The organism is Ruegeria sp. BHSB058 (genome assembly GCF_059613285.1).
The window spans coordinates 37,565-63,621 of sequence record NZ_JBXWSF010000008.1 but is presented as its reverse complement, the minus strand read 5'-3'; the positions used below and the strand labels follow the sequence as shown (position 1 = coordinate 63,621).

The window sequence follows — 26,057 nt, the reverse complement described above, 5'->3', positions numbered from 1 at the left end:
CCGGTCCGTTGGGACCGGCCCGATTTCATTTCCGGTGCTCGTGTTCAGACGAAGAACTGCGCGCCGTTGGCCGAGATGGTCGAGCCATTGATGAACTGCGAATCGTCGGATGCCAGGAAAGTCACGCAGCGTGCGATTTCTTCGGGTTCACCCAGACGGCCTGCGGGGATCTGGCCGATGATCGCCTCGCGCACCTTCTCTGGCACGGCCATCACCATTTCGGTGGCGATATAGCCGGGGCAGATCGCGTTGGCGGTGATGCCTGCGCGTGCGCCTTCCTGAGCCAGAGATTTGACGATACCCAGATCGCCGGCCTTGGTGGCGGCATAGTTCACCTGTGCGAACTGACCTTTTTGACCGTTGATCGAGCTGATCACGATGATGCGGCCGAACTTGCGTTCGCGCATGCCGGGCCAGATCGGGTGCACGGTGTTGAACACGCCGGTCAGGTTCGTGTCGATCACCTGGTGCCACTGTTCCGGGGTCATCTTGTGGAACGGCGCATCGCGGGTAATGCCGGCGTTGGCGACCACGATGTCGATCGGGCCGACCTCGGCCTCGACCTTGGCGATGCCCGCCTTGGATTCATCGTAATCGGCGACATTCCACTTGTAGGTGGCGATGCCGGTTTCTTCGGTGAACTTTGCCGCAGCTTCGTCATTGCCTGCATAGGTGGCTGCGACGTTGTACCCTTCGGCTTTGAGCGCCTTGGAAATTGCTGCGCCGATACCGCGGGAGCCGCCGGTGACGAGTGCTGTACGTGCCATAGAGAATTCCTCCGATTAGAGTTGTCTTGGTAATCTTGCTACAAACTATGCCGCAGATGCGCAATATTGTTTCGCGAAGAAATTCAGGGCTTTCGTGCAAATATTGTCGCAGGTGCAGCAAAAAATCGCGGTGTCAAAGAAAAAGGCGCCCGAAAGCGCCTTTGACTATTTGCGGTGACAGAGCACTCAGTCGCGCTCCACGCACAGGGCAACGCCCATGCCGCCGCCGATGCAGAGGGTCGCAAGACCTTTCTTGGCGTCGCGGCGCTTCATCTCGAACAGCAGCGTATTCAGAACGCGACAGCCCGAAGCGCCGATCGGGTGGCCGATGGCAATTGCGCCGCCGTTGACATTCACGATGGCCGGATCCCAGCCCATGTCCTTGTTCACGGCGCAGGCCTGCGCGGCAAAGGCTTCGTTCGCCTCGACCAGATCCAGATTGTCAACCGACCAGCCGGCTTTCTCCAGCGCCTTGCGCGAGGCATAGATCGGGCCGACGCCCATGATCGACGGGTCCAGTCCGGCGGTCGCATAAGAGGCGATACGGGCCAGAGGCTGGATGCCGCGCTTTTCGGCGTTTTCAGCCGACATCAGCAGCGTGGCCGCAGCGCCGTCGTTCAGACCCGAAGCGTTTGCGGCTGTGACCGAGCCGTCCTTGGTAAAGGCGGGGCGCAGCTTTGCCATGGCTTCCATCGTTGCGCCGTGACGGATGTATTCGTCGCTGTCCATCACGATGTCGCCCTTGCGGGTCTTGATGGTAAACGGCGTGATTTCGTCCTTGAATTTGCCTGCCTTCTGCGCCGCTTCGGCCTTGTTTTGCGAGGCGACGGCGAACTCGTCCTGCATGTCGCGGCTGATCTGCCATTTTTCCGCAACATTCTCGGCGGTCTGGCCCATGTGATAGCCGTTGAAGGCATCCCACAGACCATCGCGGATCATGGTGTCGATGTATTTCATGTCGCCCATCTTGTGACCGGCGCGCAGAGCGGCGGCGTGAGGCGAAAGGGTCATGTTTTCCTGGCCGCCTGCACAGACGATTTCGGCATCGCCCAGCATGATGTGCTGCGCGCCCAGCGCCACGGCGCGCAGACCCGAGCCGCACACCTGGTTGATGCCCCAGGCGGCGCTTTCCTGTGGCAGGCCAGCGTTGATGTGGGCCTGGCGGGCAGGGTTCTGGCCTTGGGCGGCGGTCAGGACCTGACCCATGATGGTTTCGCTGATTTCGCCCTTGTCGACACCGGCGCGTTCAACGACCGCTTCGAGAACGGCTGCGCCAAGGTCATGTGCGGGGGTGTTCGCAAATGAGCCGCCAAAACTGCCGACGCCGGTCCGTGCGGCGGATGCGATTACTACGTTGGTCATTCAGTCAATCCTTTACCGTCATAGTCTTTCGGGAAATTTGACGGCGCAGGTCATCGGGACGGCATCCCTCAGAATGCAGAGCGCCTCGTTATCCCCCGCTCTAACACCCATTGCCATAGCGCAATGCTGCAGTTGCAGCAACGGTCAGCTTGTCTCAGTTCGATATTTCAGGCGGTGTTTCGCTGTTGCGGCAAGGCCTTAAGCGCTGGCCCGTTCATCATTTTTTGTCTTCCAGGGCGGTGCGACGGAGGGGGCGCCATACAGGAATCCCTGCAGGCAATCGACACCGTGGCGCACCAGAAACTCGGCCTCTTCCCGGGTTTCGACCGATTCGGCCGTGACGAGTATGTCGAATTCGCGGGCGACGGCGATCAAAGCCCGGATCAGGGTTTGATTGTCAGGATTCTGGTCGACGCCGCGAACGAATTGGCCATCGATTTTGGCCGCGTCGAACAGGAAGTCGCGGAAATGGCGAAAGCTGAAAGTGCTGGACCCGTAGTCGTCCAGTGCAAAGGCAATCCCACGGGCCTGCAACCGATCCATGAAATCGATGACCAGTTCGGGAACCTGCATGGCTGATTTTTCCGTGATTTCCAGAATCAGCCGCTCACCCAGCGTCGGGTTCTTGGTCAGGAATCTATCCAGCACCGCAGACCAACGGGAATACCCGATTGAGCGGGCCGACATGTTGATCGACAGCCGAATATCGGGATTGTGCGCCATCTGGCGCAGCCCGATTTCCAGCGCGATACAGTCCAGTTCCCGGCCAACTTCGGTGTCTTCGACCTGTGGCATGAACTCCTTTGCCGGGATGATCCGGCCGGTTTCGTCCAGAACCCTTATGAATGCTTCGTAAAACGCCGGTGTATTGGGCGGCGTGGCCTGAACGGCGGGCTGATAGGCGAGCATGCATTGCTTGTGCTTGACCGCCTCGGTCACCATTTGCAGAACCGACCGGTCCCGACCCGCCACCGCTGCACTCAGGGGGGTTTCCGTCCCGTCGGATACCGCCTTTTTGAACCTGCGTTTTTGCATTCCGCCAACCGAATCCTGCCAACACACGGCAGCAGTCTCGGGGCCGAGTGGTGAAGTATCGGTTAACTTTCGCTTTTTATGAAAATGTTGTGGAGGTTCAGCGCGTCGACAGGTGCGCCAGAACCGCGCTCGTCACCGCTCCGAGGGTTCCGAGGCTTATCAGGCCGTACCCGGCGAGGATAATTGCGGCAGGGAAAGCGCCCAGAGCGGCGATCATTGTCAGGGCCAGCCCGATCAGCCCGATTGCGACCGAAAAAACCAATACTCTGCTCATACTCGACTCCGACGGGCACCTGAACTGCATCGCCTTCATATGGGGGTTTGGCGGTCCGGATTTCAAGCACGGCCGCAAGCGACCCCCGGTCAGGAAGCCTGCTGTGAGCCGGAAATGGCTGGGTCGCCGGACCCTTCAAATCCCGGCGTGCCCTGCAAGTGGGGATGGCGGGCAAGGTGCTTTGCCTTGATCCGGTCCGAGGTGTCGCGGCTGCCGTCATGGCTGTAGCCTGGGGGGCCAAAGGCATAGGCCAGGCGTTGCCGCAGATTCAGCCCAGGTTGTGCGATGTCCCGGAATATGGCCACCCATTCGTGAAAGGCCACGCGAAGGGGATTGAAGGTGCCAATGTTGTGGACCAGCCCATAGTCCACCTTTTCGCTCGCCTGTTCGGGGACAAAGGTGCCGAACATCCGGTCCCATATGATGAACACGCCGGCATAGTTGCAATCCAGATAGCGCGCGTTGCGCCCGTGATGCACCCGGTGATGGCTGGGGGTGTTCATCACCGCCTCGAACCAGCGGGGCATCTTGCCGATGGCCTCGGTGTGGATCCAGAACTGATAGATCAGGTTCAGGCCGCCGCAGAACAGCACCATCGCCGGGTGAAAGCCCAGCAGGATGAGCGGCGCGCGTACCACCATCATGAAGGTGAACGTATAGGTCCAGGTCTGTCGCAGGGCGGTGGTGAGATTGTAGTGCTGCGAGCTGTGGTGGTTCACATGGCTGGCCCAGACCCATCGGATGCGGTGGCCGAAGCGGTGCACCCAATAGTAGCGCAGGTCGTCGAGGACAAAGCACAATAGAACAACAGGGAGGGAGGCACCCAGATCAAGCGGGGTCAGGCGCCACAGCCACATGAAGAAAGCCCAGGCGATGAAGCCCAGCAAAAGCCCCGAGGCGACATTGCCCGCCCCCATGATCAGCGAGGTCACGGCGTCGCGGGTTTCATACCGCCCGCCCCGGCCTTTGAGGGCGGTCCACAGAAACTCGACCATGATCGCGGCGATGAAGAACGGCACCGCCCATTGGACGACATCGGGATAGGTGATCTGGTCTGTCATGGCTGTCTCAACAGGTTTTTCCAGTGCGGGCGTTCGGTTTCGTCCAGCCGGACGAGGGTCTGTGGCGCGCCGAAATCGTGGAAGAAGAAATGCACCCCTTGCGGATGATCCAGCCAGTCAAAGTCAAAAAGGCGCCGGCCCACCGTGTCGGCCCCGAAGGACCACAGCAGCCCGGGGCCCGTGTCGGTGCGCACCAGCGCGGCGTGGCCGCAATGGTTGAGCGTTGCGTCGATGATGCGGTCTTCGGGAAAGTGGCGCGCCCATTCCGCGCGTACGCTGTCGGGTGTCAGAACGCGCAGGTTCGAGCGACCCGACAGGTGCAGAACCACGGCGATCCCTGCGATGCCGCCAACGACCAAGAGTAACAGTATTTCCAGCGGCATCGGTGCCTCCCGGCGACAATCTGCAAAGGCGGCGGGAAACTGTCAAAGGTGGCGTGGCGTCAGCTTGGCTGCATCCGGTTCAGAACCTCGTGCCGGACGACGCGTTCGACGAACGGCCCGAGCCCGCTTGGCCCCGAGGCACGGTCCTTGAGGTGGATGGAGATGTCGGGACGCCGCGATGCGATGATCCCGACAAGGGCACCGCGTGTGGCATCGTCAAGCCCGGCCCCCATGATTGCGCAGGCAATGCGGGGTTCGGTTTCCAACTGACGGATCACTTCGGCCTGATCATGGGCGCCCAGCCATTCGATGGGCAGATGTTCCAGTTGACGCGCCACGTCGCCGATCACGTTCGGCAGGCGTCCTATCAGCAAAACCACGGGTTTCATCGCTACCTCCTTTCCCCGGCTGCACGCAAAAACCGGCTCGGATGGAGCCGGTTTCAGTTTAGCACAAAACAGGAAAGAAGTGTTCTTAGTTGGAAATTGTGAAGGTTCCCGATTCACCCTTGCCCTTGTTGCGCGTAAAAGTGACCTGATTGCCGTCGATTGAAACCTTTTGGCAATCCTCGGGAAGGGCCTTGTCGCCAACCACTACATTTCGGCACCAGTAGCGTTTGTTCCACACCCAGGCACCCACGACCTTGGCATTGTCTTTGCCAACGCCCGAGATCTTTCCGTCTGCCGATACCATTACCCAAGTGTTCCCGCTGACAAGTTTCTTGCCAACGACCGCATCCATGAATTGTTGCTTCTTTTTGATCTCCTTGGCGTTGGCGCCAGTCGCCGCAAACAGAACGATGCTGGCCGCAACGGCCAAGTGCGAAACAATTCTCATAGCTATTCTCCTTTAAAAAAACGCTCGGAGAATAACACGATTCGGTCGTTTTTGGCCTGATTGTTTAGCTATTGGCGCCAATCAACTCGGAAACGATCGCCTTGGCGCTGTCTGAATTCCATTCGGCGTCACCGATCAGGCGGGCGATCTCGTTGCCTTCGGGATCGAGAATCACCGTGATCGGCAATCCGATGACGCCCATCTCGCGTGCGACCGCCTGTTTCGGATCCTGATGGCGCGGAAGGTTGGTGATGCCATTTTCTTCGAAAAATTTCTTGATGCCCGCGGGCGAATTGCGACCCGTGGCAAGTGTCAGGACCTCGAACTTGTCGCCGCCGAATTCTTCCTGCAACTCGGCGATCTGGGGCATTTCCTTGCGGCAGGGCGCGCACCAGGTGGCCCAGAAGTTCAGCAGGACATATTTGCCGCGATAATCGGCGATTGAGCCGGTACCCTTGTCATCCTCCAGCTGGAATTCGACCACCTCGACCGGTTTGGGCTGGGAATGCACGATCAGACGCTTGAGGCTGCCGTCGCGCAGCGCTTCGAGCGTTGCGACATCCGCGCCCATTGCGGTGTTTGCACCCAGCGCGAGGGCCATATAAAGGGGGATCAGACGAAATAGGCGCATATCAACTCCGGGTTTTCCAGCATGACCGATCAATCCTCGAACCAGATGTGGGGCGGCCGCTTTGCCGCCGGTCCTGACGCGATCATGGAAGCAATCAATGCTTCGATCGGGTTCGACAAGCGGATGGCGGCGCAAGACATTGCCGGTTCTCGGGCCCATGCCGCCATGCTGGCCGCGACGGGCGTAATTAGTGATAGTGACGCCAAGGCCATTCGGGAAGGGCTGCTCACCGTTTTGTCAGAAATTCAGGACGGAGAGTTTCAGTTTTCCACCGCGCTGGAAGACATTCACATGAATGTCGAGGCGCGGCTGAAGGAGATCATCGGCGAACCGGCGGGTCGTTTGCACACGGGTCGCTCGCGCAATGACCAGGTGGCGACAGATTTCAAACTCTGGGTTCGGGACCAGCTGGATGCCGCCGAATCCGGTCTTCTGGCCCTGATCCGCGCGCTTTTGGCGCAGGCCGAGGCCGGGGCCGATTGGGTCATGCCCGGCTTCACCCACCTGCAAACCGCACAGCCGGTGACATGGGGTCATCACATGATGGCCTATGTCGAGATGTTTGGCCGTGACCTGAGCCGCGTCCGCGATGCCCGCGCGCGGATGAACGAATCGCCGTTGGGAGCAGCGGCGCTGGCGGGTACCTCTTTCCCGATTGATCGGCACATGACGGCCGAGGCGTTGGGCTTTGACCGTCCCGCCGCGAATTCGCTGGATGCCGTCAGCGATCGTGACTTTGCGCTGGAATTCCTGTCGGTGGCTTCGATCAGCGCCGTGCATCTGTCGCGGTTTGCCGAGGAACTGGTGATCTGGTCGTCGGCCCAGTTCCGCTTTGTGATCCTCAGCGACCGGTTCTCGACCGGGTCGTCGATCATGCCGCAGAAAAAGAACCCCGACGCAGCCGAGCTGATCCGGGCCAAGGTGGGCCGGATATTTGGCGCCAACACCGCGCTGATGATGGTGATGAAGGGGCTGCCACTGGCCTATTCCAAGGACATGCAGGAAGACAAGGAACAGGTCTTTGATGCCGCCGACAACTGGATGCTGGCGCTTGCGGCGATGGAGGGCATGGTCAGGGACATGACAGCCAACCGCGATAGTCTTGCGGCTGCTGCCGGGTCGGGATTTTCGACGGCCACCGATCTTGCCGACTGGCTGGTGCGGGTGCTGGGCCTGCCGTTCCGCGATGCCCACCACGTCACCGGCGCGTTGGTGGCCCAGGCGGAAAAGAAAGGCTGCGACTTGCCGGACCTGTCGCTGGACGAGATGCAGTCGGCCCATGCCGGGATCACCGGCGACGTCTATTCTGTCCTTGGCGTGGAAAATTCGGTAAACTCGCGTCAGTCCTATGGCGGCACCGCTCCGTCGCAGGTGCGTAGCCAGATCGAACGGTGGAAGGCGGCAATTGCATGACCCTGATCCGAACCATTCCGTTGCTCGTTTTGACGTTGCTTTTCGCAGGCTGCGGTGCGGATGGTGAACCGGTGCAGCCGACACTGAACGCGGGCGTGGGCATTTCGAACAGCGGAATCTATACAGCGGGGGCTGTCGGCCTGCAGAAGGGGCCGGTCAGCGTTCTGTTCGGGTTCTGAAGACGTTATGAAATTCATCGCTCTGATCATGTCACTTCTTGCTCTGGCTGCGTGTGAGCCGAGCACGGCATCAAAACCGCCCTCGACGTCTCAGGCGCAGGGGGAACCGTCGCAACCAGGCATCCGGATATCCGGCTATGCGCGGGTCGGCGGCTCGCACAGGTTCTGAGGCGAGCTTTAAGCGGAATCATTTGATCCTTATGCCTCTTTTGGTCTAAGCGCGGGCACATGGATCACTTTCTGTACCGCGACGGCGCGCTTTACGCCGAGGACGTTCCGATAACCGAAATCGCCGCTTCGGTGGGTACCCCGTTCTATGTCTATTCGACGGCCACGCTGCTGCGGCATTTCCGGCTGTTCGATGAGGCGCTGGGGGGCACCGACCACCTTGTCTGCTATGCGATGAAGGCAGCCAGCAATCAGGCGATCCTGAAAACGCTGGCGCAGGCGGGCGCGGGGATGGACGTGGTTTCAGTCGGTGAATACCTGCGTGCCAAAGCGGCTGGTGTGCCGGGTGAGCGGATCGTGTTTTCGGGCGTCGGCAAGACAGCGGACGAGATCCGGATCGCGCTGAGCGGTGGCATTCGACAATTCAATGTCGAGTCCGAGCCCGAGATGGAGGTGATCAACGCGATTGCGCTGGAGCTTGGCAAGGTTGCGCCGATCACCGTGCGGGTGAATCCGGACGTGGACGCCAAGACCCATGCCAAGATTGCGACCGGCAAGTCCGAGAACAAGTTCGGCATACCGATTTCGCGTGCGTCCGAAGTTTATGCCCATGCCGCCGGATTGCCCGGTCTGGAAGTGGTTGGCATTGACGTTCACATCGGCTCGCAGCTGACCGATCTGGAACCGTTTGCACAGGCCTATCAGAAAGTGGCAGAGCTGACCGAGCGCCTGCGCGGCGAGGGGCATGATATCCGGCGGCTGGACCTGGGCGGCGGGCTTGGCATTCCCTATACCCGTTCGAACGCGGCACCGCCGCTGCCGTTGGAATACGGCGCGCTGATCAAGGAAAAACTGGGCCATCTGGGTTGTGAGATCGAGATCGAGCCCGGTCGCCTGATCGCGGGCAATGCCGGGTTGATGGTCAGCAAGGTCATCTATGTAAAGTCCGGAGAGGGGCGCGATTTCCTGATCATCGACGGTGCAATGAACGATTTGATCCGCCCCGCGATGTACGAGGCGCATCACGATATCGATCCGGTGTCGGAGCCTGAGCCGGGTTTGGAAAAACAGCGATATGACATCGTCGGGCCAGTCTGCGAAACCGGCGATACATTTGCCAAGCAACGCGATCTTCCGCCGCTGTCTCCGGGTGACCTGATCGCGTTTCGCAGCGCCGGGGCTTATGGGGCGGTGATGGCGAGCGAGTACAACACGCGCCCATTGATCCCGGAGGTTATGGTCAATGGGGATCAATTCGCGGTTATTCGTGCGCGTCCGACCTTTGACGAAATCATAAACCGCGATACCATACCCGAGTGGCTTTGACGCGATGACCGCGCGGGCCCTGGCAGGAGGCCCGTCGTGAACGCCAGAACTCCATTACCGGTTCCCAGACTGACCCTGTGGCTGACGCGCGGGGGCATGGTGGCCGAACAGGTGTTGCGGTCGTTCTGGCCGGCGATTTCCATCGTGATGGCCGCGCTTGCGTTTCTGATGCTGGGTATTCATGACCTTGTATCGACCGAGACGGTGTGGGTCGCGGCTGCGATTGCCGGTCTGGGCTTGTTGGTTGCGCTGGTACTGGGGATCAGGCGGTTTTGCTGGCCGCGATACGTCGATGTCCTAAGCCGGTTGGACGAAACGCTTCCGGGCCGCCCGATTCAGGCGCTTTTGGATGATCAGGCGATCGGGACACTTGATCGGGCTTCGGTCGTGTTGTGGCGTGCCCATCAGGAGAGGATGGCAGCACGCGCGTCGCGGGCGGCGCCGGTCAGGCCTGATCTGAATCTGGCCGCGCGCGACCCTTATGCCCTGAGATACTCGGCGCTGGTGGCCCTGGTGGTTGCGGTGCTGTTCGGGTCGCTTTGGCGTGCCGGCTCGATCGCCGAAATGACGCCGGGCGCGGCGACGGCGGCGCAAGGGCCGACCTGGGAAGGCTGGATCGAGCCGCCGCGCTATACCGGGCGGCCGACGCTCTATCTGGCTGATCTGCCGAAGGAAGCAGTCGAAGTGCCCGAAGGAAGCCGCGTGACATTGCGGTTTTACGGGCAGGTCGGAGTGCTGTCTTTGACCGAGACGGTGTCGGAGACGGGGACGCAGGATGCAAGCGAACCCGAACAGGAGTTTCTTTCGAACCGATCCGGTGTTTTGAAGGTTGAGGGGCCGGGTGGCCGGGAATGGGTCATCGACGTGGTGCCGGACCGGGCCCCCTGGATCAAGGTGACGGGCGCTGCCGAGTCGGAAGCCGGCGGGCAGATGATCCTGCCTTTTGCCGCCAAGGATGATTTTGGCGTCACTGGCGGTGAGGCCGTGATCGAGCTTGATCTGGCCGCGGTCGACCGCCGATACGGATTGAGCGCCGATCCCGAACCACGGGACAGGATAACGGTGCAGTTGCCCTTGCCGATAGCCGGGGATCGCAGCGATTTCGAAGAAGACCTGATCGAAGACTTCTCGCAACATCCTTGGGCCCATCTGCCGGTGAAGATCACACTTTCGGCGCAGGATGCATCAGAACAGCAAACCACTGCCGTGCCATATTCGACCGATCTGCCCGCCCGCCGCTTTTTCGATCCGTTGGCGGCAGCGGTGATCGAACAACGGCGGGATTTGTTGTGGGCAAAGTCCAATGCCACGCGGGTGGCGCAATTATTGCGTGCGATCTCACACCGGCCCGAGGATATTTTCCGTTCCGAGACTGCCTATCTGCGTTTGCGGGTGGTGCTGCGACGGCTTGAAACCTTTACCAAGTTCGGCTTGCAGCCCGAGCAGCAGGCCGAGATTGCACAGGCATTGTGGGATCTGGCGATCCTCATCGAGGAAGGCACGCTGAGCGACGCGCTCGAGCGGATGCGCCGCGCACAGGAGCGTTTGTCAGAAGCGATGAAAAACGGCGCGTCTGATCAGGAAATTGCGGAATTGATGCAAGAACTGCGCGAGGCCACGGATGACTATCTGCGTCAGTTGCAGCGGCAGGCGCAGCAGGATGGCACTCAACCTCCACAGGGTCAAAATGGCGAAACCTTGCAGATGACGCAGGATGACCTGCAACGCATGATGGATCGCATTCAGGAGTTGATGGAACAGGGCCGCATGGCCGAGGCGCAGCAGGCGTTGCAGGAATTCCAGCAGATGATGGAAAACATGCGCGTCACTCAAAGTCAGGGCCAGAACGGACAATCCGAGGGGCAGCAGGCGATGGAGGGGCTGGCAGAGACCCTGCGCAACCAACAGGGGCTGAGCGATCAGGCGTTCCGTGATTTGCAGGAGCAGTTCAACCCCGGCGCCCAGTCCGGCGAAAGCCAGAACAATCAGGGCCAGTCAGGCGGGCAGGGGCGTGGTCAAAGCCACGAAGGCCAAGGTGGTCAAGGGCAGGGTGACCAGGCCGGAGAAGGCCAGCCGGGTCAGGGTTCGCTGGCAGACCGGCAGCAGGCCTTGCGCGATGAGTTGCGTCGGCAAGAGCAGAACCTGCCAGGCCTTGGGACCCCCGAAGGTGACGAGGCGCGGGATGCGCTGGGGCGCGCTGGGCGCGCGATGGAAGAGGCCGAAGAGGCGCTGCGAAACGACGAGTTTGCCGATGCGATCGACAACCAGTCCGAGGCAATCGACGCATTGCGCGAGGGCATGCGAGCCTTGGGTGAGGCATTGGCGCAGGAACAGCAGGGTCAGCCGGGCCAAGGCACCGAAGCTGGCGAGATGCAGGCCCGCAGACGGGATCCACTGGGGCGCAATCAGGGCGCGGGTGGATCGATTTCGACCGAAGAAAACCTGCTGCATGGTGATGACGTCTATCGCCGCGCCCGTGAGCTGCTGGATGAGATCCGCAGACGCAGTGGGGAAACCGACCGTCCGAAAATCGAACTGGACTATCTCAAGCGGTTGCTGGAACGATTCTGAGCCCGGATTGAAGCGGGCTCAGGGCTGAATGGCTGCGGCCTTGCCCTCAAGCCAAATGCGTGCCTGATCGACCATGGTCACATAAGCCTGCAACATTGGGTCGGCTTGGGGAATGGATTGTGATATCTGTCTGGCGTTGCCATAGACCATCATCATCCCCACACCCAGAATGACAATCAGGGCAAAGCCGCGTAAGAAACCCGTTGACCCACGGTTGCTGGTGCCTGTCCCAGAGGTTGTTCCGCTGGTTCTGTCGCTTTCACTGCTGCGGAGCGATGAATTGATTTCCTCGACATCAGGCAACGCGCTGCTGCGTGGCATCGGGGGTGCAGGTTTTTTCGATTCGGTTTTTGGCGGTCGGCTGCTGACAGTTGTTTCAAGCCCAAGTTCTGTCTGAGTCTCCAGCGCCTCGGCCTCTTTGGCGCGAAGCTCTGATTCCCGAGCCGCCTCTTGCCGGAGGATGTCGGCAACGGCAGGGTCCAGGCTGCGCTCACGCTTTGGCTCGGGTTCAGTAGTGGCCGTAGCACTTCGTTCGGCTTGCGGCGCCTGGGGTTTTTCGGGAGCTGGTCCTTTGGTCTCTCGCAAGGCGGTTTCTACCGGCGATGGGGTCGAGGGTTCCTGTCTCGCCGGTTCCGGTGAGCCACCGGGAATTTCAACCCTGGGATGATCCGGATGATTCTGAAACCAGATCTCGTCGCAATTCGAGCATTGCACGTCACGACCGTTGGTCGGGATAACCTCGTCCGGCACCTCATATTTGGCACTGCATTTCGGACATGTAAGACGCATACTGCCTCCAGGCCTTGCTCGTGGCGTGTGTGTGGTTTTTTGCTGAATGATAGTCATTTACAACCTGTAGGCAAAGGGCGTTTTCAGATTCATTCCGCAACTGAACCAAATCCTAACCGGTACGGGCATTGAAACCAACACCTGCCTGAGGCAAGAAGGCCAAAATATTAACGGGAGCGGGTCTTGATCGAGCTTGAAGATGTAAGCTACGGCTACGGTGGCCGCGAATTACTGCGCGAAGTTTCCGTGCAGCTATCGCCGGGCTCGTTTCATTTTCTGACCGGCCCTTCCGGTTCGGGGAAAACGACATTTCTGAAACTTTGCTATGGGGCGCTAATTCCGACCGCCGGGTCATTGAGCGTTTTCGGACAGAACATCCGCAATCTGGACCGCGATCAGATGGCGGTCTTGCGCAGGCGGGTCGGCGTGGTGCATCAGGACTGCCGGTTTCTGGATCATTTGTCGGTAAGCGAGAATGTCTCGCTTCCGTTGCTGGTGTCCGGTCAGGATCCTAAGGCAGACGAAACCAACTTGCGCGAATTGCTGCATTGGGTCGGGTTGGGGGAACACGCGGATGCCCACCCTCCGGAGCTGTCGGGAGGTGAGCGGCAGCGGGTGGCCCTGGCGCGGGCGGTAATCATGTCTCCCGACGTGGTGCTGGCTGATGAGCCAACCGGCAACGTCGATTGGGACATGTCCCAACGATTGCTGCACCTGTTGGTCGAGCTGAACCGGATGGGCAAGACCGTGGTCATCGCGACCCACGATCTGAGCCTGATCCGCGCGGCAAAGAAACAGATTCAGGCGCGCGTATTGCGGATTTCCAAACGACGACTGCAACTTGCGGGGGCGGATCTGTGAGCAAGGGAACGATCCGAAACATGCTGCGCGGCGACAAGCGCGCTGACCGCGTTGTACCGCCGACCGGCATTACCGCGAGGCTGACGGTGTTTGTCTCTGCCGCAATGGCCTTTCTGGCGGTGTTCGCACTGGCGTTGTCGCTGGCGGCCGGGCGGCTGGCCGACCGCTGGGCTTCGGAACTGGCGAGTGCAGCCACTCTGCGCATCAACGCTCCGTCAGAGCAACGAGCAGCGCAGACCGAAATGGCGCTGAAAGTGCTGCGGCAGACGCCCGGCGTCGGCTCGGCGCGGGCATTGTCGGCCGAGGAACAAACCGCGCTGTTGTCACCCTGGTTCGGGCCTGACCTGCCGCTGGATAGCCTGCCGGTTCCACAACTGATAGAGATACTGAAGGACGAAAACGGCTATGATGCGGCCGGATTGCGCCTGAGGCTCAGCGCTGAAGTGCCCGGCGCCGTGCTGGACGATCACACACGCTGGCGGGAACCCCTGGTGGATGCGGCAAATGCGCTGCGTCGGCTTGCACTGGTTTCCGTTTTGTTGATTGGCGGGGCGACCGCAGCGATGATCACGCTGGCGGCAAATGCGGCACTTTCGGCCAATGCTCAGGTGATCGAGGTCCTGCGTCTGATCGGGGCCCGTGACCGGTTCATCGCGGGTGCTTTCGTGCGCCGCTTCGCTGTTCGCGCCTTGATCGGATCGACTGCCGGTGTTCTTCTGGGCATTAGTGGTGTGCTGCTTTTGCCCGATGCCTCCGATGCCGGTGGGTTTCTTACGGGTCTGGGCTTTCGTGGGGTTGACTGGTTATTGCCCTTGCTGATCCCGCTTATGGGGGCGATTGTCGCCTTTGTCGCCACCTGGGCCGCGGCGCATCGCAGGTTGAAGGAGCTTTCGTAGTGGCATTTGCGTTCCAATGGCTTCGCTCTTTGATCTTTGTGATCGTGATCTATGCCTGGATGGGGATTCTGGGCATTCTCTTTTCGCCTTATGCCCTGTTCTCAAAAAGAGGGGCGTTGAGGGCCTGCAAGCTCTATGCGCGTTCGACAATCTGGATGTCGCGCTGGATGGTGGGTTTGCGCGGCGAAGTGCGTGGCATGGTGCCGACCGGTGAGGTGATGATCGCCGCCAAGCACCAGTCCTTTTTCGACATCCTGCTGATCTTCGACGCGGTTCCACATGCAAAATTCATCATGAAACGCGAGTTGCTGTGGACGCCAGTGATCGGCCTTTATGCAAAAAGGCTGGGTTGCATTCCGGTAAACCGGGGAAAGAAGGGTGCCGCAATTGCCAGGATGGTCAAGGATGTCGCCAAAGAGTTCGAAGAGCCCGGGCAGCTGATCATCTATCCGCAGGGCACCCGCGTGGCACCCGGCGTGCACAAGCCCTACAAGGTGGGTACGGCGGTGCTGTATGAGGGACTGAACAATCCTTGCGTGCCTGCGGCGACCAATGTGGGTGTGTTCTGGCCGCGCACGGGCATCCTGCGCAAACCTGGCCATGCGATCGTGGAGTTTCTCACTCCGATCCAACCCGGTGTCGAACGTGGTGATTTCATGGCTCAGCTGGAAGAGGCCATCGAAAGCCGGTCGAACGCATTGATGCGCGAAGTGGGGTTTGATCCAGATGGAGTTCATTGAGGATATTGCGGCGCTCGAGGCGCTTTACGGCACTCCCGCCGCTCCGTCGCTGCGAAAGGTGGCGCGCCAGATGACGCCGCTTTATCGCAAGTGGATCATGGCTTCGCGCCTGTGTGTGCTCAGTACGGTGGGCCTGGATGGAACCGATGGCAGTCCGCGTGGGGATGACGGCCCGGTGGCAATGGAATTGGACCCCGGTACGCTGGCGATGCCCGATTGGCGCGGCAACAACCGTTTGGATTCGTTGCGCAACATCGTAACGGACCCGCGCGTGTCGCTGATGTTTCTGGTTCCCGGTTCGAACAACGTGGTGCGCGTGAACGGCCATGCTCGCGTGACCTCGGATGAGGCGCTGCGGGCGCGGTTCGAAAAGAAGGGAATCCTGCCTGCGACAGTCATCGTTATCGAAATTAGTGAAATATATACCCAGTGCGCCCGCGCCCTGATGCGCGCGAGAACCTGGACTGGCGGCGACGAAAGCGGCGCGTTGCCGACCATGGGTGACATCCTGGCCGAAATGACAAACGGTGAGGAGGGGGGCACACCCTACGATTCCGCATGGAAAACGCGGGCAGAGCGAACATTGTGGTAGCTGCGCATGTCGCCTTGAATTGGTCACGTGAATTTCACGCTGGTGGACAATTTGAAGATCATGGATAGACTAACAAAAACCAGAGGCGTCGATGCAGCAGTTGAAATCCTTTCTGGGGTCATTTCTGGACCATGCAGGTAACGTCGCCCTGTTTCCTTTGGATCCAGGCAACCGCATCTATTTCGTCTATCTGGCGAGTTCAGCCCTGATTGCGTTTCTGGTCTATACTTTGAAGCGGCGGACCACTTTGGAAGTCGAGGGCGAACGCAGCTTTCTAAGGTTTCTTTTTCCAAAAAAGGTATGGAATCACCCTTCGGCCTGGCTGGATGTCCGGTACTTTTTCTTTCACCAGTTGATCGGGCATTTCCTGATGCTTGGGCTGTTCGCCGGAGCGGCGGCCATGGCGTATCACTGGACAATCGGTGATGTGAATGCACTGGACCCGACCTCCGTCCAGCCGCTTGAGGGATGGAAAGGCGTTGCGGCAACCATCGTCTATATGACGGTGTTTTTTCTGGTTGTGGATTTCATCGGCTTCTACATTCATTACCTTCAGCACAAGATTCCGGTCTTGTGGCAGTTCCACAAGGTGCATCACAGTGCCGAGGTCATGCACCCGCTGTCCAATTTTCGCGAACATCCGGTTGACAACTTTTTCTACAAGATCGCGATTGGTTTGGGCAGTGGTGCTGTTACCGGGTTCTGTTTCAACTTTTTGGGCTATACACCGAGCCTGCCAACATTGCTGGGTGTGCCGCTTTTGATGTTCCTTTTCAATATCGTGGGGTACAATCTGCGCCATTCTCATATCTGGCTGCGGTGGCCCGGAGTGTGGTCGAAAGTGTTCCCGTCACCGGCGCACCATCACGTGCACCACAGTTGTCATCCCGATCATCTCGACAAGAACTTCGCTTTCATGTTTCCGGTCTGGGATGTTCTGTTCGGCACCTATGTGATGCCCGAAGACAACAGAGATGTGAAATTCGGGGTCACCGACAAGGATCGCGGGCACGAGTTGGACACGTGTATGAAGCTTTATTTCGTGCCGTTCAAAGATGCCTGGCGTGTCATGAACCGCAAGAAACGACAAACTGCCGGTTCGGATCAGGCAGATCGGCACCCTGCCGAATAGTTGTTGTCTGGCCGGTGCAGGCGACCCGGCGCAACACGGGTCGCCCAAGGTCAGGTTCAGCTATGTATAGGCCCGTCGCCGCAGGCAAGGGCGGCCTCGCGCACGGCTTCTGAATAGGTCGGGTGCGCGTGGCAGGTCAGCGCCAGATCCTCGGCGGATGCGCCGAATTCCATCGCGACGCAGACCTCGTGGATCAATTCACCGGCCGCCGGTCCCATGATATGGGCGCCGAGGATTCGGTCGGTTTCCTTGTCGGCAAGGATTTTTACGAACCCGTCGCTGGCAAAGTTCGCCTTGGCGCGGCCATTGCCCATGAACATGAACTTGCCGACCTTATAAGCGCGACCCTGTTCCTTGAGCGTTTCTTCGGTTTCGCCGACGCTGGCGACCTCGGGGGTGGTATAGATCACGCCCGGAATGACGCCATAGTTGACGTGCCCATGCTTGCCCGCAACCTGCTCGGCGGCGGCCATGCCTTCATCCTCGGCCTTGTGCGCCAGCATCGGGCCTTCGATGGCGTCGCCAATGGCGTAGATGCCCTTGATGTTGGTCTGCCAGTCCTTGCCCACCTTGATCTGGCCGCGCGGCGTCATTTCGATGCCCAGCGTGTCGAGCCCCAGTCCCTCGGTAAAGGGTTTGCGCCCGGTCGCGACCAGCACGGTGTCGGCCTCGATGACATGCTCGCTGTCATCCTTTCGCAGCTTGTAGGTAACCTTGGCCTTGGTCTTGGTGGCTTCGGTCTTTTGCACCGCGGCGCCCATGACGAATTTCAGCCCCTGTTTCTTGAGCGTGCGCTGGAAGGTTTTCTGGATCTCGCCATCCATGCCCGGGGTGACCACGTTGAGGAATTCGATCACCGTGACCTCGGCCCCCAGACGCTGATAGACCGAGCCGAGTTCCAGCCCAATTACACCTGCGCCTATCACCACCATCTTTTTCGGGATCTTGCCCAGTTCCAGCGCGCCGGTCGAGGTCACGACGACCTTTTCATCCACCTCGACACCGGGTAGCGAAGACGGCTCGGACCCGGATGCGATGATGATGTTCCTGGCTTCGTGAACGTCGTCGCCAACCTTGACCTTGCCGGCCTCGGGAATGCTGCCCCAGCCTTTCAGCCAGTCGATCTTGTTCTTCTTGAACAGAAACTCGATACCCTTGGTGTTGCCGTCGATGACCTCTTGCTTGTAGGCCAGCATCTGTTTCCAGTCGACGGACGGGCTTTTGCCCTTCAGCCCCATCTTGGCGAAGTTGTGCTGCGCCTCGTGCAGGCTGTGACTGGCGTGCAAGAGCGCCTTGGAGGGGATGCAGCCAACGTTCAGGCACGTGCCGCCGAGGGTTTCACGTCCTTCGACCACGGCGGTTTTCAGCCCCAGCTGCGCGCAGCGGATGGCGCAGACATATCCGCCGGGTCCGGCGCCGATTACGATGACGTCATAGTTTGCCATTACATTCTCCTAATTCGACCGGGTGCTCCCGGTGTTCGCCCGGCTCGCCAAGGCGGGCCGCTGCGTGAAAATTCAAACCGGTTCCAACAGCTTGACCGTGATATGCGCGATGCCGCCGCGTTCGTGGTGCATGGCCAGTTCCTCGGACTCGAAGAAAGCCCTGGCCTTGTCCAGATTGGTGACCTCGAACAAAGCGACCGCATGATCCTTTTGTTCGGGGTCGCGCCAGACATGCAGGTCACGGATGCCCGCCGATTTACGCATCGCCTTGTCCTCGCGGAACACCTTGAGCCAGGCGTCGAAATTGGCGACATCCGCCTGCCAGAGTACGTGCGTTGCCATGATTACAGATCCATCAGCAAGCGGCGCGGGTCCTCCAGCGCCTCCTTCACCCGCACAAGGAAGGTCACCGCGCCCTTGCCGTCGACGATCCGGTGGTCATAGGACAGGGCCAGATACATCATCGGGCGGATCTTGATCTCACCATTGATCACCATTGGGCGGTCCTGGATCTTGTGCATGCCCAGAATGCCCGATTGTGGGGGATTCAGAATGGGCGAGGACATCAGCGAGCCATAGACGCCACCGTTCGAGATGGTAAAGGTGCCGCCCTGCATCTCGGCCATGCTCAGCTTGCCGTCGCGGGCGCGCTTGCCCTTTTCGGCAATTGCCTTTTCGATGGCGGCGAAGGACATGGTATCAGCGTCCCGGATCACCGGCACCACCAGACCCTGCGGCGTGCCTGCAGCCACGCCCATATGAACATAGTTCTTGTAGACGATGTCGTTGCCGTCGATTTCGGCGTTCACTTCCGGCACTTCTTTCAGGGCATGGCAACACGCCTTGGTGAAAAAGGACATGAAGCCCAAGCGTGCGCCGTGTTTCTTTTCGAACTCGTCTTTATACTGGTTCCGCAGGGCCATCACTTCGGTCATGTCCACCTCGTTATAGGTGGTCAGGATCGCGGCGGTGTTTTGGGCATCCTTCAGGCGCTTGGCGATGGTCTGGCGCAGACGGGTCATGCGCACGCGTTCTTCGCGCACCGCATCCTCGGCGGCCACAGGCGCGCGTGGGGCTGGTGCCGCCGGAGCAGGTGCGTCCGCCGCAGGCGCCGGGGCGGCGGCCGCTGCCACCGCACGGGCCACATCCTCTTTCATTATGCGTCCGTCACGGCCGGTTCCCTGAACCTGACCGGCGGTCAATCCGGCCTCGGACATGGCTTTTTCGGCCGAAGGCGCGTTGGCCACGTCCTTTGATCCGCTTGTCGCAACCGCCGGGGTGACTGCTGCTGCCGGGGCGGCGGGTGCGCGCGATGTGCCCGAGGCCGCGCTGGAGATTACCGCCAGCTTGGCCGAGGCTTCGACGGTGGAGCCTTCGGGAGCAACAATCTCTGCAAGCACACCCGAGGTAGGGGCAGGAACCTCGACCGACACCTTGTCGGTTTCCAGTTCGCACAGCATTTCATCCTGTGCGACGGTATCGCCGACCTTCTTGAACCAGGTGGAAACCGTCGCCTCGGTCACGGATTCACCCAGCGTCGGCACCATCACATCAACGCCGCCACCCGAAGCTGCAGGGGCCTCTGCGGGTTCTGCCGCCGCGGCAGGCGCCGGGGCCGCACCTTCACCGGACGCAAGGGTCGCCAGCAGGGCGTTCACGCCAACGGTTTCGCCTTCGGCGGCCACGATCTCTCCCAACACGCCGGCCGAGGGCGACGGTACTTCGACGGTCACCTTGTCGGTTTCCAGTTCGCACAGCATCTCGTCCACTGCCACGGCATCGCCAGGTTTCTTGAACCAGGTGGCAACGGTGGCTTCGGTCACGGATTCGCCAAGCGTGGGTACTCGAACTTCAATCGTCATCGCTTACTTTCCTTCGATGCTCAGCGCTTCGTTCACGAGCGCCTCTTGTTGGGCTTTGTGTTGGCTGGCCAGACCGGTCGCGGGCGAGGCCGAGGTTGCGCGGCCCACATAGGCCGGTCGGGGGTGTTTCGCGCCAATGCGGGTCAGGACCCATTCGATATTGGGTTCAATAAAGGTCCATGCGCCCTGGTTCTTGGGTTCTTCCTGGCACCAGACCATTTCGGCCTGCTTGAACCGCTCCAGTTCGTTGATCAGCGAATGGGCGGGGAAGGGATAGAACTGTTCGATCCGCATTAGATAAACGTCGTCGATGCCGCGCGCGTCGCGCTCTTCCAGCAGGTCGAAATAGACCTTGCCCGAACACATGACAACCCGCTTGATCTTGTCGTCGGCGACCAGTTTGGTGTCCGAGTTGCCTTTTTGCGCGTCATCCCACAGCACCCGGTGAAAGCTGGAACCGGTGGTGAAATCCTCGGCTTCGCTGATCGCCAGCTTGTGGCGCAACAGGGATTTCGGCGTCACCAGGATCAGCGGTTTGCGGAAGGTGCGGTGCAACTGGCGGCGCAGGATGTGGAAATAGTTCGCGGGCGTGGTGCAGTTGGCCACGATCCAGTTGTCCTGGCCGCACATCTGCAGATACCGCTCGAGCCGCGCGGACGAGTGTTCGGGGCCTTGACCCTCGAAGCCGTGTGGCAGCAGGCAGACCAGACCGGACATGCGCAGCCATTTGCTTTCGCCTGAGCTGATGAACTGGTCGAACATGATTTGCGCACCGTTTGCGAAATCGCCGAACTGGGCCTCCCACAGGACCAGCGCGTTGGGTTCGGCCAGCGAATAGCCATACTCGAAGCCCAGCACGGCGTATTCGCTGAGCATCGAGTCGATCACATCGTATTGCGCCTGTCCCGTCCGGATGTTGTTCAGCGGGTAATAACGTTCTTCGGTTTCCTGGTGGATGAAGCCCGAATGGCGCTGGCTGAAGGTGCCGCGCGTTGCATCCTGACCGGCCAGACGTACCGGGTAGCCCTCGGTCAGCAACGAGCCGAATGCCAGCGCCTCGCCGGTGGCCCAGTCGAACCCCTTGCCGGTCTCGAACATCTGCGCCTTGGCTTCCAGAAGACGCCCGACTGTCTTGTGTAGCGCGTAACCTTCGGGCGCACGGGTCAGCGCCGCGCCGACCTCGGCAAGAGTTTCTGGGGAAATGGCCGTTTCGCCACGGACATAGTCATCCTTGTTCTTGTCCAGATGCGACCAGCGCCCATCCAGCCAGTCGGCCTTGTTGGGTTTGTAATCTTTGCCCGATTCAAACTCGTCGTTCAGATGCGCCTGGAAGGCGGCCTTCATGTCCTCGATCTCGCCCTCGGGGATGAGGCCGTCCTTGACCAACCGCTCTGTGTAAAGGCTGAGAGTGGTCTTATGCGTCTTGATCTTCTTGTACATGATCGGGTTGGTGAACATGGGCTCGTCGCCCTCGTTGTGACCGAACCGGCGATAGCAGAAGATGTCGATGACCACGTCCTTGTGGAATTTTTGCCGGAACTCGGTCGCCACCTTGGCCGCATGCACAACCGCCTCGGGGTCGTCGCCGTTGACGTGAAAGATCGGCGCCTCGACCATCAGCGCGATATCGGTCGGATAGGGGCTGGATCGCGAGAAGTGCGGCGCGGTGGTGAACCCGATCTGGTTGTTGACAATGATATGCATGGTGCCACCGGTTCGGTGCCCCTTGAGCCCGGAAAGGCCGAAGCCCTCGGCCACGACCCCCTGACCGGCAAAGGCGGCATCGCCGTGCAGCAATATGCCCATGACCTTGGTGCGTTCGACATCGCCCAATTGATCCTGTTTGGCGCGGACCTTGCCCAGCACCACCGGGTTCACCGCCTCGAGGTGCGAGGGGTTGGCGGTCAGCGACAGGTGTACGGTGTTGCCGTCGAACTCGCGGTCGCTGGACGCGCCCAGATGGTATTTCACGTCGCCCGAGCCGTCGACGTCCTCGGGCTTGAAACTGCCGCCCTGGAACTCGTTGAAGATCGCGCGATAGGGCTTGCCCATCACGTTGGCCAGAATGTTCAGGCGGCCACGGTGCGGCATGCCGATGACGATGTCGCTGAGGCCAAGGGCACCACCACGCTTGATGATCTGCTCCATCGCCGGGATCAGGCTTTCGCCGCCGTCCAGACCGAACCGCTTGGTGCCCATGTATTTGACGTGCAGGAATTTTTCGAACCCTTCGGCTTCGACCATCTTGTTGAGGATGGCCTTGCGCCCTTCGCGGGTGAACGAGATTTCCTTGCCATACCCTTCGATCCGCTCTTTCAGCCATGCGGCCTGCGCCGGGTCGGATATATGCATGTACTGCATCGCGAAGGTGCCGCAATAGGTACGCTTTACGATTTCAACGATCTGCCGCATCGAGGCCATTTGCAGGCCCAGTACGTTGTCGATGAAAATCGGCCGGTCCATGTCGGCATCTGTGAACCCATAGGTCTTGGGATCAAGCTCGGGATGCGGGGTGTTGGCGCGCATTCCCAGCGGGTCCAGATCAGCCACCAGATGGCCCCGGATGCGATAGGCCCGGATCAGCATCAGCGCCCGGATCGAATCCAGCACCGCACGTTTGATCTGGTCTTCGCTGACCTCAACGCCGGTGGCGACAGCCTTGTCCTTGATCTTGTTGCCCGCCGCCTTGGCGTCGATCTCGGCCCATTCGCCCGTCAACGCGCCGGTCAGGTCGTCGGCAGGCATCGGCGGCCAGTCTGTTCGCGCCCAGGAGGGGCCTTGCGCCTCTTTCTTCACGTCCAGATCGGCGTCGCCCATCTGACGAAAGAACTCGCCCCAGGCCGCGTCCACGGCACCGGGGTCGTTGGCGTATTGGGCATAGAGCTGCTCCAGATATTCCGCATTGTGCCCCTGCATGAAACTGGAGGCGTGAAAGACGTCGTTGGGCGTATGTTCGGTCATGGGGCTACCTCATATGGGTTGGGACCGTATTGATTGGTGCCTGGCTGGCTGGGGCGGGTCAACCACCACAGGACCAGGAGCGGTGACACCACCAGAACCAGTAGTGTCGGAAGAACGATGAGCAGGGTTGCCCGCGTGAACAGGATATCCAGCGTGCCGCCGTGGAACTGGCTGGCTAGGCCGATACCAAAAACCAGAACGGCCAGCGCACCGAGGATCAGCAGGATCGGCAGCAAAGCATAAAGCCCACTGCGTCCGGTATCATGCATGCGTCGCCACACGACGGCCAGATGCGGGAAAAAGATGATCAAGCTGACCATGGTCTGCACCGGACCTGTTGAGATGGCCGTGACGGATTTGGAAGTCTCGGTTTCAGTCACTACAACCTGAGTGAAGAACTGCCAGTCGATGATCCCGGCGATCATGTTCCAGATCATGATGAACAGGAAAAAGAACCAGTATTCGGGCCGCGAGGCACGACCCGAGAAGGTGAAGAACTTGGAGAAACAGGTGCGGATGGCGTCGGAGAAGGTCATGTCACGACCTCTTCGTCGTCAATCGGGGGATCAAACCGGTTGCGATTTGGTTCCGATTGGCGCGCCAGCCAGACGATCACGCAAATCATGCTGGCAACGGCGATGAGCCAAGCAACTAGAAACAGTGCAGCACTTTGCGGCAAACGCACTGTCTCTCCTATTTCGAACTCTGCCGGAATCGAACTTTGATCAATTGCAACAGGCTGCGAAGTCAGGAAAAAAATTAAAATCGAAATAGCAAATGCGGGAATGGGAAATAGAACGTACCACCCTCCGCGACCCGTGTCGCGCATTCGGCGCCAAGCCACAGCAAGAAGCGGTATTGCAGTGACCAATTGGACCACAAGCCCTATCCATCCACCGTTGTAAGAGTGATGCGTCACGAGGCCTTGAGTCTGCTCACCACTAGAGTTCACTGAAACCTGAAAGCTCTGGGTGACTGTTGGTCCAAAAAGTACGGAGTTTGCAACTGTCGCCACAACATATAAAAGTAGCAAAAATAACACAAATTTCCAGAATTCAGGCCGAGAGGCTCTTCCCGAGAAGATAAAGTACTTTGAGAAACAAGTGCGCGTGGCTTCAACGATAGTCATTAGATTTCCTTGGACGCATCTTAACGTCAAGCAGGGCGGACGTTGACCGTCCACCCTGAAATCTGAGCGCTACTCTCAGAGTATATGCCCAGCTATTGGTCACTTACCCAATCGCTTCCAGCACAGCCTCACCCAGCTGCGCCGGGCTTTCGGCCACGACGATCCCGGCCGAGCGCATGGCTTCGATCTTGTCTTCGGCACCGCCCTTGCCACCGGCGACGATTGCGCCCGCGTGGCCCATGCGGCGGCCCGGAGGGGCCGTGCGGCCTGCGATGAAACCGGCGACCGGCTTTTTGCGGCCCTTCCTGGCCTCATCTGCCAGGAACTGTGCGGCTTCTTCCTCGGCCGAGCCGCCGATTTCGCCGATCATGATGATCGAAGTGGTTTCGTCATCGGCCAGGAACCATTCCAGCACGTCGATATGTTCGGTGCCCTTGATCGGGTCGCCGCCAATGCCCACACAGGTGGACTGGCCCAGTCCTACGTCAGTTGTCTGTTTCACAGCTTCATAAGTAAGCGTACCCGAGCGGGAAACGACACCCACGCTCCCGCGTTTGTGAATGTGGCCGGGCATGATGCCGATCTTGCAGGCGTCAGGCGTGATGACACCGGGGCAGTTCGGCCCGATCAGGCGCGACTTGCTGCCTTCCAGCGCGCGCTTCACCTTCATCATGTCCAGAACCGGGATGCCTTCGGTGATGCAGACGATCACTTCCATCTCGGCATCAATCGCTTCGAGGATCGAGTCAGCCGCAAAAGGCGGCGGGACATAGATCACGCTGGCATTGGCTTCGGTCACATGCTTGGCCTCGTGGACCGAGTTGAACACGGGCAGGCCCAGGTGTTCCATCCCGCCTTTGCCGGGGGTCACGCCGCCGACCATCTTGGTGCCATAGGCGATGGCCTGTTCAGAGTGGAATGTGCCCTGCGAGCCGGTAAAGCCCTGACAGATCACTTTGGTATTTTCGTCGATGAGGACTGCCATTTTAGGTGTCTCCTTGTCTTGATCCTAGGATGGGACCACCTGTTTTGGAGGTGGTCCTATCCTGCTGGGTGTTCCGGAAGGGAATGTCCGTTGGCGCAATCGTGCTACCTGTTGAACTGTAGAATGATGACGTTTCCCTGGTTGCTGGTTGCATATTTCGTGTAGGCAGCAAACTCGGTGCCTCCGTTGACCAAAAAGTCGATCTTGCGGCCATTCTGAAAATGCCGCGTCTCTCTCTTGAAGCCGCGTTTGGACCATGTGGAGTCGGCTATGTCACGAAAAGCGTAAATGTTGTTCGAAGACATTCCCCCAATGTTCACGCTACATTCGGACGTTCCGACAGTGCGTACGGAAACGTAATTGCGCTGAAGAAGGAAACTTGGCCTGCCAAGGTCTTTGGTCCAGCCGAATATGGTTTTTTTAAAACCTCTATCGGTCAAAGACGACAGAGGTGTTCCTTTCAGAAAGAAAGACGCACAAGCATTTGCACCCGCGGCAACGAACTCTTTTGCCAACGGTATTTCATCAGCAATGGCTGATGCCACTGTCGGCTGTTCTTCCCATGCTTTCTGCGCACTGCTTGTTTCGTTCGTAGTTTGGCAAGCAGTCGCAAAAAGCAAAGCAAAGAGAGCCGATGTTAGTCGAGCCTTCATCCGTC

Annotated in this window: 27 protein-coding genes; 9 read left to right on the top strand and 18 right to left on the bottom strand. The window is 59.7% G+C overall.

The genetic code is table 11. From position 1 onward, the window contains the following. Positions 1-44: 44 nt before the first annotated feature. The 9 genes from phbB to AC2FNB_RS03635 form a co-directional block, all read right to left on the bottom strand. Positions 45-767 (bottom strand): acetoacetyl-CoA reductase, encoded by a 723-nt coding sequence (gene phbB / locus AC2FNB_RS03675; RefSeq protein ID WP_480748703.1) that lies wholly within the window; start codon positions 765-767, stop codon positions 45-47. A 186-nt stretch (positions 768-953) separates the two neighbouring features. Then, a complete protein-coding gene (locus AC2FNB_RS03670) occupies positions 954-2,129 on the bottom strand; it encodes an acetyl-CoA C-acetyltransferase (RefSeq protein ID WP_496744534.1) in 1,176 nt (391 codons plus the stop codon). Between the two features lie 198 nt (positions 2,130-2,327). Continuing rightward, positions 2,328-3,164 carry an EAL domain-containing protein gene (locus AC2FNB_RS03665; protein ID WP_496744532.1) on the bottom strand — a complete coding sequence of 279 codons (837 nt, stop codon included), beginning with the start codon at positions 3,162-3,164 and terminating at the stop codon, positions 2,328-2,330. 97 nt (positions 3,165-3,261) lie between these two features. Further along, positions 3,262-3,438: a hypothetical protein gene (locus AC2FNB_RS03660; protein WP_496744531.1), complete on the bottom strand. Its 177-nt coding sequence runs from the start codon at positions 3,436-3,438 to the stop codon at positions 3,262-3,264. An 89-nt stretch (positions 3,439-3,527) separates the two neighbouring features. After that, on the bottom strand, positions 3,528-4,499 hold the full coding sequence (locus tag AC2FNB_RS03655; RefSeq protein WP_496744529.1) for a sterol desaturase family protein: 972 nt from the start codon (positions 4,497-4,499) through the stop codon (positions 3,528-3,530). Further along, positions 4,496-4,882, bottom strand: a complete 387-nt coding sequence (locus AC2FNB_RS03650) for a hypothetical protein (RefSeq protein WP_480748708.1) — start codon at positions 4,880-4,882, stop codon at positions 4,496-4,498. Before AC2FNB_RS03650 ends, AC2FNB_RS03655 begins: the two co-directional genes overlap by 4 nt. 59 nt (positions 4,883-4,941) lie before the next feature. Then, complete coding sequence (locus AC2FNB_RS03645; RefSeq protein WP_480748709.1) at positions 4,942-5,271, bottom strand: hypothetical protein; 330 nt, start codon at positions 5,269-5,271, stop codon at positions 4,942-4,944. Between the two features lie 85 nt (positions 5,272-5,356). Further along, complete coding sequence (locus AC2FNB_RS03640) at positions 5,357-5,719, bottom strand: hypothetical protein (RefSeq protein ID WP_480748710.1); 363 nt, start codon at positions 5,717-5,719, stop codon at positions 5,357-5,359. A 64-nt stretch (positions 5,720-5,783) separates the two neighbouring features. Next, complete coding sequence (locus AC2FNB_RS03635) at positions 5,784-6,350, bottom strand: TlpA disulfide reductase family protein (RefSeq protein WP_480748711.1); 567 nt, start codon at positions 6,348-6,350, stop codon at positions 5,784-5,786. Between the two features lie 21 nt (positions 6,351-6,371). Between AC2FNB_RS03635 and argH the strand changes: the two genes are divergently transcribed. The 4 genes from argH to AC2FNB_RS03615 all read left to right on the top strand — a co-directional run bounded on the left by argH (position 6,372) and on the right by AC2FNB_RS03615 (position 12,007). Then, positions 6,372-7,763: an argininosuccinate lyase gene (gene argH / locus AC2FNB_RS03630; protein ID WP_496744526.1), complete on the top strand. Its 1,392-nt coding sequence runs from the start codon at positions 6,372-6,374 to the stop codon at positions 7,761-7,763. Then, positions 7,760-7,942 carry a hypothetical protein gene (locus AC2FNB_RS03625; RefSeq protein ID WP_480748713.1) on the top strand — a complete coding sequence of 61 codons (183 nt, stop codon included), beginning with the start codon at positions 7,760-7,762 and terminating at the stop codon, positions 7,940-7,942. The genes argH and AC2FNB_RS03625 overlap by 4 nt, the downstream gene beginning before the upstream one ends. 228 nt (positions 7,943-8,170) lie before the next feature. Then, positions 8,171-9,436 (top strand): diaminopimelate decarboxylase, encoded by a 1,266-nt coding sequence (lysA, locus tag AC2FNB_RS03620; RefSeq protein WP_496744524.1) that lies wholly within the window; start codon positions 8,171-8,173, stop codon positions 9,434-9,436. A gap of 36 nt (positions 9,437-9,472) precedes the next feature. Next, on the top strand, positions 9,473-12,007 hold the full coding sequence (locus tag AC2FNB_RS03615; protein ID WP_496744522.1) for a TIGR02302 family protein: 2,535 nt from the start codon (positions 9,473-9,475) through the stop codon (positions 12,005-12,007). Between the two features lie 18 nt (positions 12,008-12,025). Here the strand turns inward: AC2FNB_RS03615 and AC2FNB_RS03610 are convergent, their stop codons facing one another. Then, positions 12,026-12,796: a zinc-ribbon domain-containing protein gene (locus AC2FNB_RS03610; RefSeq protein ID WP_496744520.1), complete on the bottom strand. Its 771-nt coding sequence runs from the start codon at positions 12,794-12,796 to the stop codon at positions 12,026-12,028. Between the two features lie 183 nt (positions 12,797-12,979). Here AC2FNB_RS03610 and AC2FNB_RS03605 point away from each other — a divergent pair, with 183 nt between their 5' ends. The 5 genes from AC2FNB_RS03605 to AC2FNB_RS03585 all read left to right on the top strand — a co-directional run bounded on the left by AC2FNB_RS03605 (position 12,980) and on the right by AC2FNB_RS03585 (position 17,017). Beyond that, positions 12,980-13,657: a cell division ATP-binding protein FtsE gene (locus AC2FNB_RS03605; protein WP_496744518.1), complete on the top strand. Its 678-nt coding sequence runs from the start codon at positions 12,980-12,982 to the stop codon at positions 13,655-13,657. Positions 13,658-13,677: 20 nt separating this feature from the next. After that, entirely contained in the window at positions 13,678-14,553 is an 876-nt protein-coding gene (locus AC2FNB_RS03600; protein ID WP_496744560.1) for a cell division protein FtsX, read from the top strand. Beyond that, a complete protein-coding gene (locus AC2FNB_RS03595; protein WP_496744516.1) occupies positions 14,553-15,293 on the top strand; it encodes a lysophospholipid acyltransferase family protein in 741 nt (246 codons plus the stop codon). Before AC2FNB_RS03600 ends, AC2FNB_RS03595 begins: the two co-directional genes overlap by 1 nt. Then, entirely contained in the window at positions 15,280-15,885 is a 606-nt protein-coding gene (locus AC2FNB_RS03590) for a pyridoxamine 5'-phosphate oxidase family protein (protein WP_480748720.1), read from the top strand. Before AC2FNB_RS03595 ends, AC2FNB_RS03590 begins: the two co-directional genes overlap by 14 nt. A gap of 91 nt (positions 15,886-15,976) precedes the next feature. Next, complete coding sequence (locus tag AC2FNB_RS03585) at positions 15,977-17,017, top strand: sterol desaturase family protein (RefSeq protein ID WP_496744514.1); 1,041 nt, start codon at positions 15,977-15,979, stop codon at positions 17,015-17,017. Between the two features lie 56 nt (positions 17,018-17,073). On the opposite strand, the gene lpdA is transcribed toward AC2FNB_RS03585, so the two are convergent. The 8 genes from lpdA to AC2FNB_RS03545 all read right to left on the bottom strand — a co-directional run bounded on the left by lpdA (position 17,074) and on the right by AC2FNB_RS03545 (position 26,052). Beyond that, positions 17,074-18,462 carry a dihydrolipoyl dehydrogenase gene (gene lpdA / locus AC2FNB_RS03580; RefSeq protein ID WP_496744513.1) on the bottom strand — a complete coding sequence of 463 codons (1,389 nt, stop codon included), beginning with the start codon at positions 18,460-18,462 and terminating at the stop codon, positions 17,074-17,076. A gap of 72 nt (positions 18,463-18,534) precedes the next feature. Beyond that, positions 18,535-18,804 (bottom strand): hypothetical protein, encoded by a 270-nt coding sequence (locus tag AC2FNB_RS03575; RefSeq protein WP_480748723.1) that lies wholly within the window; start codon positions 18,802-18,804, stop codon positions 18,535-18,537. A 2-nt stretch (positions 18,805-18,806) separates the two neighbouring features. Further along, the gene (gene odhB / locus AC2FNB_RS03570) at positions 18,807-20,324 is read right to left on the bottom strand and encodes a 2-oxoglutarate dehydrogenase complex dihydrolipoyllysine-residue succinyltransferase (protein WP_496744511.1); all 1,518 of its coding nucleotides are present in this window, start codon (positions 20,322-20,324) and stop codon (positions 18,807-18,809) included. Between the two features lie 3 nt (positions 20,325-20,327). Further along, positions 20,328-23,285 carry a 2-oxoglutarate dehydrogenase E1 component gene (locus AC2FNB_RS03565; RefSeq protein ID WP_480748725.1) on the bottom strand — a complete coding sequence of 986 codons (2,958 nt, stop codon included), beginning with the start codon at positions 23,283-23,285 and terminating at the stop codon, positions 20,328-20,330. Then, positions 23,282-23,821: a DUF805 domain-containing protein gene (locus AC2FNB_RS03560; protein ID WP_496744510.1), complete on the bottom strand. Its 540-nt coding sequence runs from the start codon at positions 23,819-23,821 to the stop codon at positions 23,282-23,284. Before AC2FNB_RS03560 ends, AC2FNB_RS03565 begins: the two co-directional genes overlap by 4 nt. After that, complete coding sequence (locus AC2FNB_RS03555; RefSeq protein WP_496744508.1) at positions 23,818-24,414, bottom strand: DUF805 domain-containing protein; 597 nt, start codon at positions 24,412-24,414, stop codon at positions 23,818-23,820. The genes AC2FNB_RS03560 and AC2FNB_RS03555 overlap by 4 nt, the downstream gene beginning before the upstream one ends. Positions 24,415-24,517: 103 nt before the next feature. Further along, on the bottom strand, positions 24,518-25,399 hold the full coding sequence (gene sucD, locus AC2FNB_RS03550) for a succinate--CoA ligase subunit alpha (protein ID WP_496744506.1): 882 nt from the start codon (positions 25,397-25,399) through the stop codon (positions 24,518-24,520). 104 nt (positions 25,400-25,503) lie between these two features. After that, positions 25,504-26,052: a hypothetical protein gene (locus tag AC2FNB_RS03545; protein ID WP_496744504.1), complete on the bottom strand. Its 549-nt coding sequence runs from the start codon at positions 26,050-26,052 to the stop codon at positions 25,504-25,506. Positions 26,053-26,057: the final 5 nt, after the last annotated feature.

Coding starts and splice junctions, on each gene's coding strand:
- AC2FNB_RS03610 (WP_496744520.1), bottom strand. CDS start 12,796: ATGCGTCTTACATGTCCGAAATGCAGTGCCAAATATGAGGTGCCGGAC.
- AC2FNB_RS03650 (WP_480748708.1), bottom strand. CDS start 4,882: ATGCCGCTGGAAATACTGTTACTCTTGGTCGTTGGCGGCATCGCAGGG.
- AC2FNB_RS03635 (WP_480748711.1), bottom strand. CDS start 6,350: ATGCGCCTATTTCGTCTGATCCCCCTTTATATGGCCCTCGCGCTGGGT.
- odhB (WP_496744511.1), bottom strand. CDS start 20,324: ATGACGATTGAAGTTCGAGTACCCACGCTTGGCGAATCCGTGACCGAA.
- AC2FNB_RS03565 (WP_480748725.1), bottom strand. CDS start 23,285: ATGACCGAACATACGCCCAACGACGTCTTTCACGCCTCCAGTTTCATG.
- AC2FNB_RS03555 (WP_496744508.1), bottom strand. CDS start 24,414: ATGACTATCGTTGAAGCCACGCGCACTTGTTTCTCAAAGTACTTTATC.
- AC2FNB_RS03645 (WP_480748709.1), bottom strand. CDS start 5,271: ATGAAACCCGTGGTTTTGCTGATAGGACGCCTGCCGAACGTGATCGGC.
- AC2FNB_RS03665 (WP_496744532.1), bottom strand. CDS start 3,164: ATGCAAAAACGCAGGTTCAAAAAGGCGGTATCCGACGGGACGGAAACC.
- argH (WP_496744526.1), top strand. CDS start 6,372: ATGACCGATCAATCCTCGAACCAGATGTGGGGCGGCCGCTTTGCCGCC.
- lysA (WP_496744524.1), top strand. CDS start 8,171: ATGGATCACTTTCTGTACCGCGACGGCGCGCTTTACGCCGAGGACGTT.
- lpdA (WP_496744513.1), bottom strand. CDS start 18,462: ATGGCAAACTATGACGTCATCGTAATCGGCGCCGGACCCGGCGGATAT.
- AC2FNB_RS03600 (WP_496744560.1), top strand. CDS start 13,678: ATGCTGCGCGGCGACAAGCGCGCTGACCGCGTTGTACCGCCGACCGGC.
- AC2FNB_RS03560 (WP_496744510.1), bottom strand. CDS start 23,821: ATGACCTTCTCCGACGCCATCCGCACCTGTTTCTCCAAGTTCTTCACC.
- AC2FNB_RS03670 (WP_496744534.1), bottom strand. CDS start 2,129: ATGACCAACGTAGTAATCGCATCCGCCGCACGGACCGGCGTCGGCAGT.
- AC2FNB_RS03640 (WP_480748710.1), bottom strand. CDS start 5,719: ATGAGAATTGTTTCGCACTTGGCCGTTGCGGCCAGCATCGTTCTGTTT.
- AC2FNB_RS03660 (WP_496744531.1), bottom strand. CDS start 3,438: ATGAGCAGAGTATTGGTTTTTTCGGTCGCAATCGGGCTGATCGGGCTG.
- AC2FNB_RS03590 (WP_480748720.1), top strand. CDS start 15,280: ATGGAGTTCATTGAGGATATTGCGGCGCTCGAGGCGCTTTACGGCACT.
- sucD (WP_496744506.1), bottom strand. CDS start 25,399: ATGGCAGTCCTCATCGACGAAAATACCAAAGTGATCTGTCAGGGCTTT.
- AC2FNB_RS03545 (WP_496744504.1), bottom strand. CDS start 26,052: ATGAAGGCTCGACTAACATCGGCTCTCTTTGCTTTGCTTTTTGCGACT.
- AC2FNB_RS03625 (WP_480748713.1), top strand. CDS start 7,760: ATGACCCTGATCCGAACCATTCCGTTGCTCGTTTTGACGTTGCTTTTC.
- AC2FNB_RS03655 (WP_496744529.1), bottom strand. CDS start 4,499: ATGACAGACCAGATCACCTATCCCGATGTCGTCCAATGGGCGGTGCCG.
- AC2FNB_RS03575 (WP_480748723.1), bottom strand. CDS start 18,804: ATGGCAACGCACGTACTCTGGCAGGCGGATGTCGCCAATTTCGACGCC.
- AC2FNB_RS03585 (WP_496744514.1), top strand. CDS start 15,977: ATGCAGCAGTTGAAATCCTTTCTGGGGTCATTTCTGGACCATGCAGGT.
- phbB (WP_480748703.1), bottom strand. CDS start 767: ATGGCACGTACAGCACTCGTCACCGGCGGCTCCCGCGGTATCGGCGCA.